Genomic DNA, 15434 nt, shown 5'->3' with positions numbered 1-15434 from the left:
TGATTAGTCTTTTGCCAGCAAGGCCAACAAGGCCAGCAGGCCCGCCTCGTCGAGTACGGCTACACCCAGTTCCTCGGCCTTGGCCAGCTTGCTGCCGGCGTCCGAGCCGGCCACCACGTAAGCAGTTTTCTTCGATACCGAACCGCTGACCTTGCCACCGGCCGCCTCGATCAGCTCTGCAGCCTCGTCGCGGCTCATATTGGGCAACGTCCCCGTCAAGACAAAAGTCTTGCCGTCCAGTTTGCCGCCAGAGACTGGCATTTCAGGCAATTGTGACAGTAATTCATTGCGCAGGGCGTCCAATTGCACAAGCAGCTTGACATGCGCTGCCTCGGCCAGCCATTGCGCCAGCGCTTCCGCCACGGCGGCAGGCAAGCCCGCGTGGAAGCTGGGTCCTTGCGCCGCCAGGCTGTCCAGGGTCACGCCCCGCTCCACCAGCTGTTTGCTGCGCGCTTGCGTGAGCTTGGGGATGCCGATGGCGGCCAGCAGCGTGGTCTGCTCGAGCTGCGTGCGCAACTTGGCACTGGGCGCGCGTTCACCCTGCGGCGTGACGCCAGCGTCCAGCAATGCCTGCAGCGCCTGCTGGTTCTTTTCTTCGGCAAAGAAATCGGCAATCGACTCGGCCACGGTACCGCCGATATCGGGCAGCACGCGCAGCAAGGCCGCCGGCGCACGGCGCACATAGTCGAGGCTACCGAGCCATTCGGCCAGGGTCTTGGCCGTCGATTCACCCACGTGGCGGATGCCCAGCGCGAACAGGAAACGCTCGAGCGGCGGACGCTTGCTCGCCTGTATGCCTGCCAGCAAGTTTTCCGCCCATTTCGTGGGAATCTTGCCTTGTTGCACTGTTTCTGGCGTCGAAGCATCGCGCTCGTCGGCGCGCACTTTCATTTCCAGCAGGCTATCGAGCGTCAGCCGGTACAAGTCGGCCAGACCATGCACATATTCCAGTTCGACCAGGGTATCGATGTAACGTTCCCCTAGGCCTTCGATATCCATCATGCGGCGGCCCGCGAAATGGCGGAACGCTTCCTTGCGCTGCGCCGAGCAGAACAGGCCACCCGAGCAGCGCGCAATCGCCTCGCCCTCTTCGCGCACCACGTGGGAATCGCAGACAGGGCAGCGTTCCAGCATCTTGAACGGCGGCGGCGCCGGTTCGGGGCGCTTGTCGAGCACCACGGACAGCACTTCCGGGATCACATCGCCGGCACGGCGCACGACGACAGTATCGCCCACGCGCACATCCTTGCGCAGCACTTCGTCTGCATTGTGCAAGGTGGCGTTGGTCACCGTCACGCCGCCGACCGACACGGGCGCCAGGCGCGCCACGGGGGTCATGGCGCCCGTGCGGCCAACCTGAATATCGATGCCCAGCACCAGCGTCAGCGCCTCTTCGGCGGGAAACTTGTGCGCCAGCGCAAAACGCGGCGCGCGCGACACAAAGCCCAGCGCCTGCTGGTCTTGCGTCGCGTTGACCTTGTAGACCACACCGTCGATTTCATAGGGCAAGGCGGGACGGCGCGCGCCGATATCGGCGTAGTATGCCAGCAAGCCCTGCGCACCCTGCACCACCTTGCGTTCCTTCGACACGGGAATACCCAGGATGTCGTACCAGTCCAGCAAGGCCGAATGCGACACTGGCATGACGGCGCCATCAAGGGCGCCGATGCCGTAAGCATAAAAACGCAGCTTGCGCTGTGCCGTGATGCGCGAATCGAGCTGGCGCAGGCTGCCGGCCGCCGCATTGCGAGGGTTGGCGAACTCCTTGTGCCCCGCCACACGCTGGCGTTCGTTCAGGCGGGCGAAATCGGCCTTGAACATCATCACTTCGCCGCGCACATCGAGCACAGCGGGAATCTTGTCGCCCTGCAGGCGCAGTGGAATGCCAGCGATGGTGCGGATATTGGCCGTCACGTCCTCGCCCGTGGCGCCATCGCCGCGCGTGGCCGCCTGCACGAACAAACCGTTTTCATAGCGCAGGTTGATGGCCAGGCCATCGAATTTCACTTCGGCGGCGTAATCGACTCCTGCACCATCAAGGTCCAGGCCTTCGCGCACGCGGCGGTCAAAATTGACGATATCGTCGTCGGAGAAACCATTGTTCAGCGACAGCATCGGCACGGCGTGCGTGACTTGCTCGAATTGCGGCAACGGTGCTGCGCCGACGCGCAAGGTGGGCGAATCAGGCGTGCGCAAGTGCGGATGGGCCGCTTCCAGCGCCTGCAGTTCGACAAACAACTGGTCGTACTCGGCGTCGGGGATGGTGGGATTGTCGAGCACGTGGTAGGCGTGCAGGTGCCGATTGAGTTCGGCAGTGAGTGCCAGGACGCGCTGGGCGGCGTCCTGGTTAGTCGGATCAGTCATTGTTACGCGATTCTTCAGCTAAATAAACGCAGGGCGCGGGTGGAGCCGGCCGCAATATCGGCCGCTTCCATTTCCTGGTAAAACTCTTGCACCTGGCCGGCGATCTCGGCCAGTGCCGCGTCCGACAGGGCCTGGTTGTAATCGTCGACGATGGTGGCGTCGAGGCGGCCCACCAGCGCTTTGGCGCAGGCAACCATGGCGCCGAAAGCGTCGCGTGCAGGCGCCACGCACGGCACGTCGAGCAACAGGGTCAAACGGGGCGTGGTTTCCTCGGCCAGGGTGACATTTGTCGACAGCGAGAACAGATAGCTGCCGTCACCATCGGGCATGACGAAACGGCCGTCAGGACGCACGTCAAAGCCTTGCTTTTCGAGGGCGAAGAGCAGGGTCGACATGGCCCACGGTGCACCGTTCGTGTGCAGGTTGACGCCCAGCTGGGCATCGTGACCGGCGACAAAGCGATGCAGATTGCGCGCTTCGGCCATCACTTCCATCATGTCGGGCACTTCCGGTTCGGCGCCGATCTCGTCGGCCACGCCACGCAAGCGCGTGACCAATTCCGAGTATTCCAGTTCATTCAAGGCCGTGCTGCGGCTGGCCAACTGCACGCCGCCCTGCATCTTGGTATACACACCGCCATGCGTGATCGGTTCCCAGTCGCCATTGACGTGCAAGCCGATGAAATGCACGGGCTTGTTGCCCACCAGGCGCAGAGTTTGCAGCACCGGCAAAATCTTCTCGCCGCGCACGGGCGCTTCCAGCGACAGGGGCAACAAACAATCGATCAGCGGGTCGACCAGGCTGGTCGCCTGCTCGCTGGCGGTGCTCACTTCTTGCACCGGCTCGGCGCCTGTTGCAAGGAGCGGCTCGGCCGGGGTATCGCCCAGCGACGGTTCCGCGTGTACGGGCGCATCCGTTACAACGGCCGCTGGCGACGCGCCAAACGACGGTTCGGCCTTGGCGTTGGGTGCGGCGTCAAAACGCGGCTCCTGGCGCAAGACCGGTTCCTGTGCCTGCGCCGCTGGCGCCTCGCCCTCGCGCATCAGCACGTCATCGTGGTCGGTGGAAAAGGCCCGTTCCACACTTTTCTTGGCCTTGTATTCTTGCCATTTGTTATACGAAAAAACACCGACGATAAAGACGCCGCCGGCGCCGAACAAGGTAATTTGTAAGTCTGTCATGCTGCTTGTGCCTCGGTAGCAAAATTTGCGGCGGACTCCATGTCCACCGCCACGATGCGCGATACGCCCTGCTCCTGCATCGTCACACCGATCAATTGATGGGCCATTTCCATCGCAATCTTGTTATGCGAAATGAAAAGGAATTGGGTCTGGTCGGACATGCGCTTGACCATGCGGCAAAAGCGTTCCGTGTTCGAATCATCGAGCGGCGCATCGACTTCGTCGAGCAGGCAGAACGGCGCAGGATTGAGGCGGAACATGGAAAACACCAATGCGGTCGCCGTCAGCGCCTTCTCTCCACCGGACAACAGGTGAATGGTGGCATTTTTCTTGCCGGGAGGCTGCGCCATGACTTGTACACCGGAATCGAGAATTTCGTCGCCCGTCATGGTCAGCTTGGCCTGCCCGCCACCAAAGAGGATGGGAAACAGCTCGGAAAAGTGGTGGTTGACCTTGTCGAACGTATCTTGCAGCAAGTCGCGCGTTTCCTTGTCGATCTTGTGGATCGCGTCTTCCAGGGTGTTGATCGCTTCCGTCAGGTCGGCATTTTGAGCGTCGAGGAAATTCTTGCGCTCGGATGCCTGTGCCAATTCGTCCAGCGCAGCCAGGTTGACGGCGCCCAGGCCCGTGATGGCGTTCGTCAGGCGCGTGACTTCGCCCTGCAGATACGAGGGCCGCATGTCCGGATGCAACTTTTCCGTCAGCAGCGCTTCATCGGCGCCCGATTCCAGCAATTGCTGGGCGAATTGCTCCTGGTTCAGACGCGCGGCTTGCTCCTTGAGCTGCATTTCCATGATCTTGTCGCGCTGCGGCTGCAAGCTGCGCTCCGATTGCGCGCGCGCATCTTCGGACAGGCGCAGCTGCTGGGTGATCTGGTCCAGTTCATGGCGCGCGTCCGCCAGCGCCCGCTCCTGCGTGGTGCGGCGCTCGAGCAAGTCCTGCAAGCCATCGGCGGCGGCGCCGTTTTCCAGGTTGGCCAGCTCCAGTTCGCCCGCCTGCAGGCTGGCCGTCACTTGCTGTGCCTGCGTGCTTGCCGTGGCGATATTGCGGCGCAATTCCTCGATCTTGGCGCGCTGGGCTTTTTCTGCGTATTCCGTGTCCTTGGCGTTTCGCTCCAGGTCGCGCAAGGCTTCGCGCGCTTCGGACAAAAGCTGTTCCTTGCGCAAAAAGTCGGTATGGCCGTCTTCGTGTGCTTCCTGCAAGTTGCCCAGTTCCATGTCCAGCTGTTCGAATTTCTCTTCCGATTCCAGCTTGGCCTGCATCTGTTCGGCTTCCTGCGCGGCGATTTCAAACAGGTCAGCGCCGATCTGCGTGCTGCGCTGGTTGAAGCGCGCTTCGACTTCCGACAATTTCACCACATCGAGTTGCAGCGTATGCACGGCAGACGTCAGTTGCTGTATGCGCAAGCGCAAGTCCGAGAGATTGCGCGTGAGGCTGGCGACGGCAGCATCGGCCCGCACGGCTCGGGCGCGCGCTTCTTCGGCCAGCAATTGCTGTGCGCGCAATTGTTTGCCTATATTCTCGATTTCCTGCTGGCGCCCCAACATGCCTTCCTGCTCAGAATCGGCAGCATAGAAACGCACGCTGGAAGCCGTCACCACATGTCCAAGCCTGGTGACAAAATAGCCGCCTGGCGGCAACTTGGCACGTTCGACCAGCGCTTCGGCCGCGTCTTCCACGGCATAGGCATTGTGCAGCCAATCTTGCAGCAAGCCGCGCAAACCCGGATCGTTGAGTTTGAGCAAGTTCAGGAACGGTTTCAGTCCCGCTACTTCCGCCACGGGCAGCGGCGCCACCGTCGACGGCGCGTACAGGGCCAGCTTGGCCGGCGGCGCATCGGCAAAAAAGGCCTTGGCCCAATCGATATTTGACAGCTGCAAGGCCGACGTGCGCTCGCGCAGGATCGACTCCATGGCCGCTTCCCAGCCCGCCTCGATCTGCAGCTTTTGCCACAGGCGCGGCAAGGTGTCGAGTTCGTGCTTTTTCAGCCATGGCTGCACCTTGCCCTGGGTCTGCACGCGTTCCTGCAATTGTTTCAAAGCAGAAAGACGCGCTTCGAGCTGGGCGTTAGCGTTTGTTTCGGCATTGACTTGCGCCTGCGCTGCGGCCCGTTCCTGCTCCAGCTTGGGCTGCTGCCCCAAAGCCTCTTCCAGATAGAAACCCTGTTCTTCCAGGGTTTGCTGCTTCTCTTCCAGTTGCAGCTTCAGGTTTTCCAGATGGCTGCTATCGGGCAGGCTCAAGCTATTTTTTTCCTGCTGCAAGCGCTCGCGGCGCGTTAACAGGCTGGCCAGGATGTTCGAGGCGTTGCGCTGGTGCGCCGATTCCAGTTCCAGCTGCTGCTGGGCCTGCATGATGCGCGCACGCGATTCCGTGCTCTTGTTCTGCGCCGCGCGCCAGGCCGCGTCCAGCTCGGGCAATTGCTCGCCCTTCTGTTCGGCCATCATTTGCGCTTGCTCAACCTTGGCAGCGAGCTCTTCGAGGTGAAATTGCGCCTCTTCGATCTGCTCCTGGTACTCGTCGCCTTGGCTGCTCCATTGGTCGCGCTGGGCCGTCAAGGTGGCTAGCTGGGCCTGCAGGCGGGCGCGCGATTCGATGACGAACTTGATCTGCGCTTCCAGGCTGCCGATTTCCGCATTCGTCTGATACAGATGGCCCTGCGCCGTATGTAAACGGTCGCCGACGGCAAAGTGCGCCTGGCGCATCTGCTCGAGTGTCAATTCCACGTTGCGCAGCTTGGCCGTCTGCTCTTCCAGATCCGTCTGTGCCTGTTCGACCTCACGGGCATAGCGCGTCTGCTCGTTGTGCGCCTCATTCTTGCGCAGTAGCCACAAGAGTTTCTGCTTTTCTTCCTGGTCCGCCTGCAGGGTGTGGAAGCGGGTGGCAACGGCCGCCTGCGCTTCGAGCTTTTCCAGGTTGGCATTGAGTTCGCGCAAAATATCTTCCACGCGCAACAAATTCTCACGCGTATCGTGCAAGCGGTTTTCCGTCTCGCGGCGACGCTCCTTGTATTTCGACACACCGGCCGCTTCTTCGAGGAAGACACGCAATTCTTCAGGGCGCGATTCGATGATGCGCGAAATCATGCCCTGGCCAATGATGGCGTAGGCGCGCGGACCGAGGCCCGTACCGAGGAAAATATCCTGGATGTCGCGCCGGCGCACGGGCTGGCCATTGATGTAATAGGTGGAGGTGCCGTCGCGCGTCAGGGTGCGCTTGACGGCGATCTCGGCGTACTGGCCCCACTGGCCGGACGCCTTGCCATCGTTATTGTCGAACACCAGCTCCACGGAAGCGCGCCCGGCTGGCTTGCGGTGGGTGGAGCCGTTGAAGATGACGTCCTGCATCGACTCGCCGCGCAATTCGGATGCTTTCGATTCGCCCAGCACCCAGCGCACGGCGTCGATGATATTCGATTTGCCACAGCCATTGGGCCCAACCACGCCCACGAGCTGACCTGGCACCTGGAAATTGGTGGGATCGACGAAAGACTTAAATCCCGACAACTTGATGGAAGAGAGACGCACGTGTTTTAGAGTTCCTGGCCTATGCTGGCGGTTGAGATCGGCGAAGCGGGCGCATAATCAGTTCATATTCGCCATGGCGATGGCAGCCTGGCCGCTCACCGAAAAAAAGTGCTTCATCATACCATTTCCTGATGCTTTTCTGGCCAAAAAACAACAGCGTCAAATGGCAGCTGGCGCCAAGTTAAGGGACCGGGCGGCGATCGTGTGCGAGTTTCCAATCGTCGCGGGAAAAAACGTGCTCGTGACCTGACAGCAACTTGGCCAGTTCTTGCAGCCACTGCTCGGTCGGCATGGGCTCGGCCTTGAAGCTCAGCACCACCATCAGTACCAGACTGACCAGCGCCAGCGCGTGGCTGACGGCGATATTGACGGCGCCACGGGCAGTCCACATGAAGCCCAGCGCCAGTGCCAGACCCAGCACGCAGCCACTGACCGCTTCCGATACGCTGTGTGCATGTACGACTACGCGCGAAATGCCCACCAGTACGGCAAACGCCACGCCGACCAGCACGCCGGCGTGGCGCCAGCGCGCTTCGGCGCGCTGCAACAGCACATACATCAGCACCGGAAACACGGCGCCGGCACGCATGGCGTGACCGCTGAAGCCAGTAAAGTCGAGCGCGCTGCTGCCTACACCCCAGCTCATGAAGGCCAGCTTCGACAGCACCACGAGGGCCAGGCCACCGCCATACCAAAGGCTCCAGCTGAGCACCAGGCGCCACTGGCGCGACACCAGCAGCCACAGGGCAATCGCCGCGCCAGCCGGCCCCATCACGGACATGTCGGCCGCAAAAGAAATTCCATTCCACCAAGTCATCGTCGCTGCACTTATTTCATGATCAGCTTGCACTATGCCACGACTGCGCCCTGTTTCGCGCGGCTTTTTGCTGTGCTGCAGCAAAGAATTACATTCGATTACAAAATTTCCGCAGCGGAACTAGGCGCTGCGCAGCTGCCGCACACGCGTCAGATATTCGTCAAGCGCTTGCCCTCGGGCGGCGCAAAGTCGCGGATCGATTCGATCATGCCCACTTGCAGCGCCTGGGCCGCCGTCAGGTGCAAGTCGGAATAGGTATGCACCTGCCATTGCTCTTGCGTCAGGTTGACATGGTCGCGCAGGATGCGCTCGGTGCGCATGTCGTCGGCGCGCAAGCCTTCGACGATGATGCTGAGCGCGTCGGGGCGCGAACCGGGCGACGCCGTGGCATGCGATTTGTGCACCATGAAGCGCGCCGTCTCGCTGGCATGGCGCTGCCGCCCGGCCAGAAACAGCGTGACGGCAATGGACGCCACGGCCCCTGCGTTGTAGGTAATGATGTCAAACGGCAACTTGCCGAGAAAGTTGTACAGACAGATGCCGTCGCTGACATAACCGCCATTCGACTGAATCAGGATGTGCGCGACGCTGAGCTTGTCTTCCGTCATGTCGGCTGCGGCGTCGAAGACGCGCCGCACCATGTCACTGTTGACGTCGCCCGAGAGGGTGAAGTAAGCGTGCTGCCCGGTGTTGTTGTCGATGTTATTGTCGATGTTATTGTCAGTGTTACTGTATGTCTCGCTTTGTATTGTGTTCATGTCAGCCACCCGCAAGAAAGCCCGGATTTGATCATAGCCCATTGCGCCACGAGGTGACGCGCACTTGCACGCGATGACGGCGCCGCCAAGCCCGTCGACAGGCACCTCTGCCGCGCAATTGCAGCTTCCGGAGCACGTCTTTACAGATTGACAGAATACCCCTGCTGGCATATATTCTTCACACTTGATCGGGAGAGGGCAACCCAGCGTTGCCGCCGAAGGGGCACTACCCAAAAACTCTCAGGCAAAAGGACCGATCAGGCGGACTAACTTTGTTGCTTTGGCGACATATTTAGCTCAACTCTGGAGAGCGGCCGCGGCTATTGCCGGCGGCCCACCGAAGGGGCGCACGGGGCAAGCCCCCCGTAATCTCTCAGGTATCAAGGACAGGGGGGTCAGTGATCACGCCAGAAAGCCGTGTTTGGCTAGCGTGTTCTGTTAACTTCCCCCTTTACCTTCGTCCCGAGGAATCCATGACGCTCAAAGCGACCCCACTCAACAACGCCCACCGTGCCCTCGGCGCCCGCATGGTCGATTTCGGCGGCTGGGACATGCCCGTCAACTACGGCTCGCAAATCGAAGAGCACAACGCCGTACGCGGCGATGCCGGCATGTTCGATGTATCCCATATGTGCGTGGTCGATATCGAGGGCCCCAACGTGCGCGCTTTTTTGCGCGGCTTGCTGGCCAATAACGTGGACAAGCTGCAAGTATCGGGCAAGGCCCTGTACTCGTGCATGTTGAATGCCGAAGGCACCGTCATCGATGACTTGATCGTCTACTTCTTCAATGAAAACTGGTTCCGCCTGGTCGTCAACGCGGGCACGGCGGAAAAAGACGTGGCCTGGATGCAGCAGCAAAATACAAACACTCACAGCGCCCTGACGATCACCGAGCGCCGCGATGGCCGTGACGCCATGGCCCTGGTGGCCGTGCAAGGCCCGAACGCGCGCGCCAAGGTGTGGCAAGTACTGCCGCAAACGCAAGCCGCGTCCGAAGCCATCAAGCCCTTCAACGTCGTCATCGTCAAGGACACGGCCTTCGGCGAAGTCATGCTGGCACGCACCGGCTACACGGGCGAAGACGGTTTCGAAATCGGCGTATCGGCCAGCCAGGTGGAAGCGCTGTGGAACGCATTGATCGCCGCTGGCGTCAAGCCGGCCGGCTTGGGTGCGCGCGACACCCTGCGCCTGGAAGCGGGCATGAACCTGTACGGCCAGGACATGGATGAAAGCGTCAACCCGCTCGACGCAGGCCTGGCCTGGACCATCGACCTCGTCAGCGAGCGCGACTTCAGCGGCAAGGCTGCCCTGCTGGCCCAAGGCCAGAATGCGCAATTCGTCGGCCTGATCCTGCGCGAAAAAGGCGGCGTGCTGCGCGCCCATCAACAAGTCATCATCGCCGGCACCGATGCCAAGGGCGAAATCACCAGCGGCACTTTCAGCCCGACCATGCAAGAGGCGATCGCCCTGGCGCGCGTGCCCAACGGCGTGAACGTGGGCGACACGGTGCATGTGGAAATCCGCGGCAAGCAACTGGCCGCCTCCGTCGTCAAGCTGCCTTTCGTGCGCAACGGTAAAATCCTGGCTGCGTAAGCGATTAGAGCCGCCCGCAAGACCGAACAAACATCATCAATAACGAACACTTACCCTCTGGAGCCACACATGAACATTCCTGCAGACCTGAAGTACACCGCTTCCCACGAATGGGTACGCCTTGAAGGCGACGGTACCGTCACCGTCGGCATCACCGAGTACGCGCAGGACGCCCTGGGCGACATCGTCTTCGTCGAACTGCCTGACGTGGGCAATACCTACGGTGCCGGCGACGACGCCGCCGTGGTGGAATCGGTCAAGGCAGCGAGCGACATCTACGCGCCAGTGGCCGGCGAAGTTGTAGCCGTCAACGACGACGTCGTCAACTCGCCAGAGTCGATCAACGCCGATGCCTATGCCAACTGGCTGTTCAAGATCAAGCCAGCGGACGTGTCGGCCCTGGACGGCTTGCTCGACGCTGCCGCCTATGGCGCCACCACCAGCGCTTAATCGCGTGTGATTCACGGGCCGCGTTTGCGGCCCGTTTGCTTTGGTTGCAACAAATTACAGCAGCGCCCGCGCGCCGCATTCCGGTTTTTCAGTCTTTTTTGGCCTCTATATCATGACCCGCACCAGCCTGACCCAACTCGAAGCACGCGATGCCTTCATCGCCCGCCACATCGGCCCCTCTTCCACCGAACAGCAAGCCATGCTGGCGAGCCTCGGCTATCCATCGCGCGCCGCGCTGATCGATGCCCTGGTGCCGGCCAACATCCGCAACAAGGGCACCCTGCCATTGGGCGCCTACTCGCAGCCGATGCCGGAACAGGAAGCCTTGTCACGCCTGAAAGCCATCGCCGGCAAGAACCAGGTATTGAAATCGCTGATTGGCCAGGGTTATTACAACACCTTTACGCCTGGCGTCGTACTGCGCAACATCTTTGAAAACCCCGCCTGGTATACGGCGTACACGCCATACCAGCCCGAGATTTCGCAAGGCCGCCTGGAGGCGATCCTGAACTTCCAGCAAGTGATCACGGACCTCACCGGCATGGGCATCTCGAATGCTTCGATGCTGGACGAAGGCACGGCCGCGGCCGAAGCGATGACCTTGATCCAGCGCGTGGGCAAGTCGAAGTCGACCGTGCTGTACGTGGCCAATGACGTGCTGCCGCAAACGCTGGAAGTGGTGCAGACGCGCGCCCAGCCGATCGGCATCGAAGTGCGTACCTTCAACCCTGCGGAAATCGAATCGCTGGACGCCTGCTTCGGCGTGCTGCTGCAATACCCTGGCGTCAACGGTGTCGTGCGCGATTACCGCGCCGGCGTGGAAAAACTGCACGCGAATGGCGCCATGGTCATCGTTGCGGCCGACCTGCTGGCCCTGACCATGCTTACGCCACCGGGCGAATGGGGTGCAGACGTTGTCGTCGGCAACAGCCAGCGCTTTGGCGTACCGCTCGGCTTCGGCGGCCCGCATGCCGGCTATTTGTCCACGCGCGATGAATTCAAGCGCAGCATGTCGGGCCGCCTGGTCGGCGTGACCGTCGATGCGCAAGGCAACAAGGCATATCGCCTGGCCCTGCAAACGCGCGAACAGCATATCCGCCGCGAAAAAGCCACATCCAACATCTGCACGGCGCAAGTGCTGCTGGCCGTAATGGCTTCGATGTACGCCGTCTACCACGGCCCCGTCGGCTTGCTGAAGATCGCCCAGCGCGTGCACCGCTTTACGGGCGTGCTGGCCGCCAACCTGAAGACCCTCGGTTATGGCGTCGTCAACGCGAGCTATTTCGACACCCTGACCATCAACGTCGCCGATGCGGCGCAATTGCACGCGACGGCCATCGCGCATGGCGTCAACCTGCGCAAAATCGATGCCACACACGTCGGCGTGTCGCTCGATGAAACCACCACGCGTGACGATATGGCGCTGCTGTGGAAAGTGTTCGCGCACGGCCTGGCCAACGCGCCTGCCGCGCCAAGCCTGGACGCCGTCGAAGCGAATGTGACCAGCACCCTGCCGGCGCAGCTGAGCCGCACCAGCGCCTACCTGACCCACCCCGTCTTCAACAGCTACCACTCGGAACACGAGATGCTGCGCTACCTGCGCAGCCTGGCCGACAAGGACCTGGCGCTGGACCGCACCATGATCCCGCTTGGCTCGTGCACCATGAAGCTGAACGCGACGAGCGAAATGATCCCCGTCACCTGGCCCGAGTTCTCGAACATCCACCCGTTCGCGCCAGATGCGCAAACCGTGGGCTACCGCGAAATGATCGCGCAACTGGAAGAGATGCTATGTGCGCTGACGGGCTATGCGGCCGTCTCGCTGCAGCCAAACGCCGGCTCGCAAGGCGAATACGCAGGCCTCTTGGTGATCAAGGCTTACCACGAGTCGCGCGGCGATGGCCACCGCAACATTTGTTTGATTCCCTCGTCGGCGCACGGCACCAACCCCGCATCGGCCAATATGGTCGGCATGCAGGTGGTCGTCACCAGCTGCGATGCCAATGGCAACGTGGACTTGGCCGACCTGAAGGCGAAAGCGGAACAGCACAGCGCCAACCTGGCCTGCGTGATGGTCACCTACCCATCCACCCACGGCGTATTTGAAGAAGGCATCCAGGAACTGTGCGAGATCATCCATTCGCACGGCGGCCAGGTCTACATCGATGGCGCCAACATGAACGCGCTGGTCGGCGTGGCCGCTCCTGGCTCGTTTGGCGGCGATGTGTCACACCTGAACCTGCACAAGACCTTCTGCATCCCGCACGGCGGCGGCGGACCCGGCGTCGGCCCGATCGGCGTGGGCGCCCACCTGGCGAAGTTCCTGCCGAACCAGCGCTCTACCGGCTACCGACGCGACGCGGCCGATGCAGGCATCGGCGCTGTCAGCGCCGCGCCATTCGGCTCGGCCAGCATCCTGCCGATTTCGTGGATGTATATCGCGATGATGGGCGCAGAAGGCTTGACGGCGGCGACCGAGACGGCGATTTTGGCAGCGAACTACATCGCGCGTCGTCTGGCACCGCACTACCCGGTGCTGTACACGGGCCACGACGGCCTGGTCGCGCACGAGTGCATCCTCGACCTGCGCCCGATCACGGACGCCACCGGCATCAGCAACGAAGACGTGGCCAAGCGCCTGATGGACTTTGGCTTCCATGCGCCGACCATGAGCTTCCCCGTGCCGGGCACGCTGATGATCGAGCCGACGGAAAGCGAATCGAAAGTGGAAATCGACCGCTTCATCGATGCCATGATTGCCATCCGGGCCGAAATCGCCAAGGTCGCCAGCGGTGAATTCGACCACGACGACAACCCGCTGAAGCATGCGCCGCACACGGCGCAGGTATTGCTGTCGAACAACTGGGAACGCAAGTACAGCCGCGAGGTCGCGGCCTACCCCGTCGCTTCCCTGCGCCAGCGCAAATACTGGCCACCGGTCGGCCGTGCCGACAACGTGTACGGCGACCGCAACCTGTTCTGCGGCTGCGCCCCGATCAGCTCGTACGAAGAAGAGTAAACGCCACGCGCCCGCTTAGGCGGGCGTGCCAGCGACAGGAAGGCAGGCCAGACGGCCTGCCTTTTTTCATGCCCGCAAGGGTAGGTCGGATTAGCGCGTGAGCGCGTAATCCGACACCGGCCTCGCCAACAATGTTGTCGGATTACGCTACGCTAATCCGACCTACGCAACCGGCAACGCCAGCAAGGCCGCGCCCGGCAACCCCAGCACGGTGCCCAGTATCGCCAGCAACATCACGTCACGCCGCTCGCAACGGGCGCGCTGCGAGCCCCAGGCTGCAAACAGCAGGGCCACTGCCACGCCGCTGAGCGCAATTCCCACTTCCGTCATGCCCGCGCTCCCCGCAATGGCAACGCATGCGTCCTTGTTACTTCTTTCATCGCTCTCATCCTTTTCATTGATTATAAAAGCTACCTACCGGTAGGCAGTAAGCGTACAATAAAAAGCACGGTGGCGTTCGATTCAACTGAACCCCGTTTTTTTCATGCGATAAAGGAAGCGCAATGCAGCAGCAAACCACACTCCCCACCGCCACGCTTGGACTGGCCGCTTGCCTGGCCTTGGTGGCCGTGCTCGGTCCGGCAGGCATCGACATGTACCTGGCCTCGATGCCGGCCATGGCCCACGAACTACACACCGCCTATGCCAACGTGCAGCTAAGCCTGACCGTTTTCTTGCTGGCCCTGGGCGGCGGACAGTTGCTGTGCGGGCCCCTGACGGACATGCTGGGCCGACGCTATCCGCTGCTGGCCGGCATCGCGGTCTACATCGTGGCCGCCGTATGGGGCTCGCAAGCGGATCAATTGAGCACCCTGCTGCTGGCGCGCACGCTGCAGGGCCTGGGCGCGGCGCTGACCTTAGTCGTGGTGATGAGCATGGTGCGCGACGTGGCCGATGGCGTGCAGGCGGCGCAGCTGTTTGCCCTCTTGATGACTATCGTGGGCCTGGCGCCCGTGCTGGCGCCCGCCGTGGGCGGCTTGCTCGATGCGCATTACGGCTGGCGCGCCGTGATGCTGGCCCTGGCCGCCCTGGGCGGCTTGACGCTGCTCAATAGCGTATTGTTCCTACCAGAAACTTTACCGCGCGCCCGCCGCATCTCGCCGCGCGGTCTGCACCGCACGTATGCGCGCATCGCGCTGCAGCGCGCCTTCTTGCTGCCGGCGCTGGCCCTGGCAGCCAGCTTCTTTTTCCTGTTTGCGTATATCGGCGGGGCAGCGCTGGTGTACCAGCGCGATTTTGGCCTGTCCGCCGGCAGCTTTGGCTTAGTTTTCGGCGCTACGGGCGTGGCAGTGCTGCTGGGCGCCATGGCCAGCGCCCGTCTGGTGGAAAAGTACGCAGTAGCGCGCCTCTGCGTGGCGGGCAGCAGCGCCATGCTGGGCGGCGCCGTGCTCGCCCTGCTGGGCGTCTGGGCGGGCTTCGGCATCGTCGCCGTCGTCCCCGGCATGTTCATGGCCCTGTTTGGTCTGGGCATTGCGGAAGCGGCGCTGATGGCCATGGCCATGGGATCGCAGCACAAGGCGCTCGGCTCCACGGCGGCATTGCTGGGCGCTATCCAGATGAGCTTATCGTCGCTGGCCACGCCACTGGCGGCCAGCCTGTCGGAATCGGGGCCGCTGCCCTGGCTGCTATTCTTGACCGTAGCGGGCCTGCTGGTATCATGGCTGACCCTGGCCACTGCGCGCGTCCATCCGGCACGCACCACCAGCCTGGGCGCGCACTGACGCCT

10 protein-coding genes and 2 riboswitches are annotated in these 15434 nt (G+C 62.1%); of the genes, 4 read left to right on the top strand and 6 right to left on the bottom strand.

What is annotated here, in order from left to right; all coding sequences use genetic code 11:
* Positions 1-3: 3 nt before the first annotated feature.
* The 5 genes from ligA to H4V96_RS09405 all read right to left on the bottom strand — a co-directional run bounded on the left by ligA (position 4) and on the right by H4V96_RS09405 (position 8644).
* Positions 4-2364 (bottom strand): NAD-dependent DNA ligase LigA, encoded by a 2361-nt coding sequence (gene ligA / locus H4V96_RS09425; RefSeq protein WP_196855426.1) that lies wholly within the window; start codon positions 2362-2364, stop codon positions 4-6.
* A gap of 14 nt (positions 2365-2378) precedes the next feature.
* Complete coding sequence (locus H4V96_RS09420; RefSeq protein ID WP_196855427.1) at positions 2379-3545, bottom strand: cell division protein ZipA C-terminal FtsZ-binding domain-containing protein; 1167 nt, start codon at positions 3543-3545, stop codon at positions 2379-2381.
* Positions 3542-7069, bottom strand: coding sequence for a chromosome segregation protein SMC (smc, locus tag H4V96_RS09415; RefSeq protein WP_196855428.1), 3528 nt, complete (start codon positions 7067-7069; stop codon positions 3542-3544). Before smc ends, H4V96_RS09420 begins: the two co-directional genes overlap by 4 nt.
* A gap of 181 nt (positions 7070-7250) precedes the next feature.
* A complete protein-coding gene (locus H4V96_RS09410) occupies positions 7251-7886 on the bottom strand; it encodes a phosphatase PAP2 family protein (RefSeq protein WP_029496360.1) in 636 nt (211 codons plus the stop codon).
* Between the two features lie 149 nt (positions 7887-8035).
* Entirely contained in the window at positions 8036-8644 is a 609-nt protein-coding gene (locus H4V96_RS09405; RefSeq protein WP_280720887.1) for an ATP-dependent Clp protease proteolytic subunit, read from the bottom strand.
* 179 nt (positions 8645-8823) lie between these two features.
* Positions 8824-8910, top strand: a riboswitch (glycine riboswitch).
* Positions 8911-8937: 27 nt separating this feature from the next.
* Positions 8938-9044, top strand: a riboswitch (glycine riboswitch).
* A gap of 73 nt (positions 9045-9117) precedes the next feature.
* Between H4V96_RS09405 and gcvT the strand changes: the two genes are divergently transcribed.
* The 3 genes from gcvT to gcvP all read left to right on the top strand — a co-directional run bounded on the left by gcvT (position 9118) and on the right by gcvP (position 13708).
* The gene (gene gcvT / locus H4V96_RS09400; protein WP_196855429.1) at positions 9118-10239 is read left to right on the top strand and encodes a glycine cleavage system aminomethyltransferase GcvT; all 1122 of its coding nucleotides are present in this window, start codon (positions 9118-9120) and stop codon (positions 10237-10239) included.
* 69 nt (positions 10240-10308) lie between these two features.
* A complete protein-coding gene (gcvH, locus tag H4V96_RS09395) occupies positions 10309-10689 on the top strand; it encodes a glycine cleavage system protein GcvH (RefSeq protein WP_010397595.1) in 381 nt (126 codons plus the stop codon).
* A gap of 112 nt (positions 10690-10801) precedes the next feature.
* Entirely contained in the window at positions 10802-13708 is a 2907-nt protein-coding gene (gene gcvP, locus H4V96_RS09390) for an aminomethyl-transferring glycine dehydrogenase (RefSeq protein ID WP_196855430.1), read from the top strand.
* Between the two features lie 162 nt (positions 13709-13870).
* Here the strand turns inward: gcvP and H4V96_RS09385 are convergent, their stop codons facing one another.
* Positions 13871-14038 (bottom strand): hypothetical protein, encoded by a 168-nt coding sequence (locus H4V96_RS09385; RefSeq protein ID WP_196855431.1) that lies wholly within the window; start codon positions 14036-14038, stop codon positions 13871-13873.
* Between the two features lie 173 nt (positions 14039-14211).
* Between H4V96_RS09385 and H4V96_RS09380 the strand changes: the two genes are divergently transcribed.
* The gene (locus tag H4V96_RS09380; protein ID WP_196855432.1) at positions 14212-15429 is read left to right on the top strand and encodes a Bcr/CflA family efflux MFS transporter; all 1218 of its coding nucleotides are present in this window, start codon (positions 14212-14214) and stop codon (positions 15427-15429) included.
* Positions 15430-15434 lie beyond the last annotated feature (5 nt).

It is taken from the genome of Janthinobacterium sp. CG_23.4 (assembly GCF_029892305.1).
Lineage (GTDB): Bacteria > Pseudomonadota > Gammaproteobacteria > Burkholderiales > Burkholderiaceae_D > Janthinobacterium > Janthinobacterium lividum_D.
This window is presented reverse-complemented; position numbering and strand designations above follow the sequence as displayed.

Excerpts from the sequence above, each read along its gene's own strand:
- ligA (WP_196855426.1), bottom strand. The coding sequence starts at position 2,364 with ATGACTGATCCGACTAACCAGGACGCCGCCCAGCGCGTCCTGGCACTC.
- H4V96_RS09420 (WP_196855427.1), bottom strand. The coding sequence starts at position 3,545 with ATGACAGACTTACAAATTACCTTGTTCGGCGCCGGCGGCGTCTTTATC.
- H4V96_RS09410 (WP_029496360.1), bottom strand. The coding sequence starts at position 7,886 with ATGACTTGGTGGAATGGAATTTCTTTTGCGGCCGACATGTCCGTGATG.
- H4V96_RS09405 (WP_280720887.1), bottom strand. The coding sequence starts at position 8,644 with ATGAACACAATACAAAGCGAGACATACAGTAACACTGACAATAACATC.
- gcvT (WP_196855429.1), top strand. The coding sequence starts at position 9,118 with ATGACGCTCAAAGCGACCCCACTCAACAACGCCCACCGTGCCCTCGGC.
- gcvH (WP_010397595.1), top strand. The coding sequence starts at position 10,309 with ATGAACATTCCTGCAGACCTGAAGTACACCGCTTCCCACGAATGGGTA.
- gcvP (WP_196855430.1), top strand. The coding sequence starts at position 10,802 with ATGACCCGCACCAGCCTGACCCAACTCGAAGCACGCGATGCCTTCATC.
- H4V96_RS09385 (WP_196855431.1), bottom strand. The coding sequence starts at position 14,038 with ATGACGGAAGTGGGAATTGCGCTCAGCGGCGTGGCAGTGGCCCTGCTG.
- H4V96_RS09380 (WP_196855432.1), top strand. The coding sequence starts at position 14,212 with ATGCAGCAGCAAACCACACTCCCCACCGCCACGCTTGGACTGGCCGCT.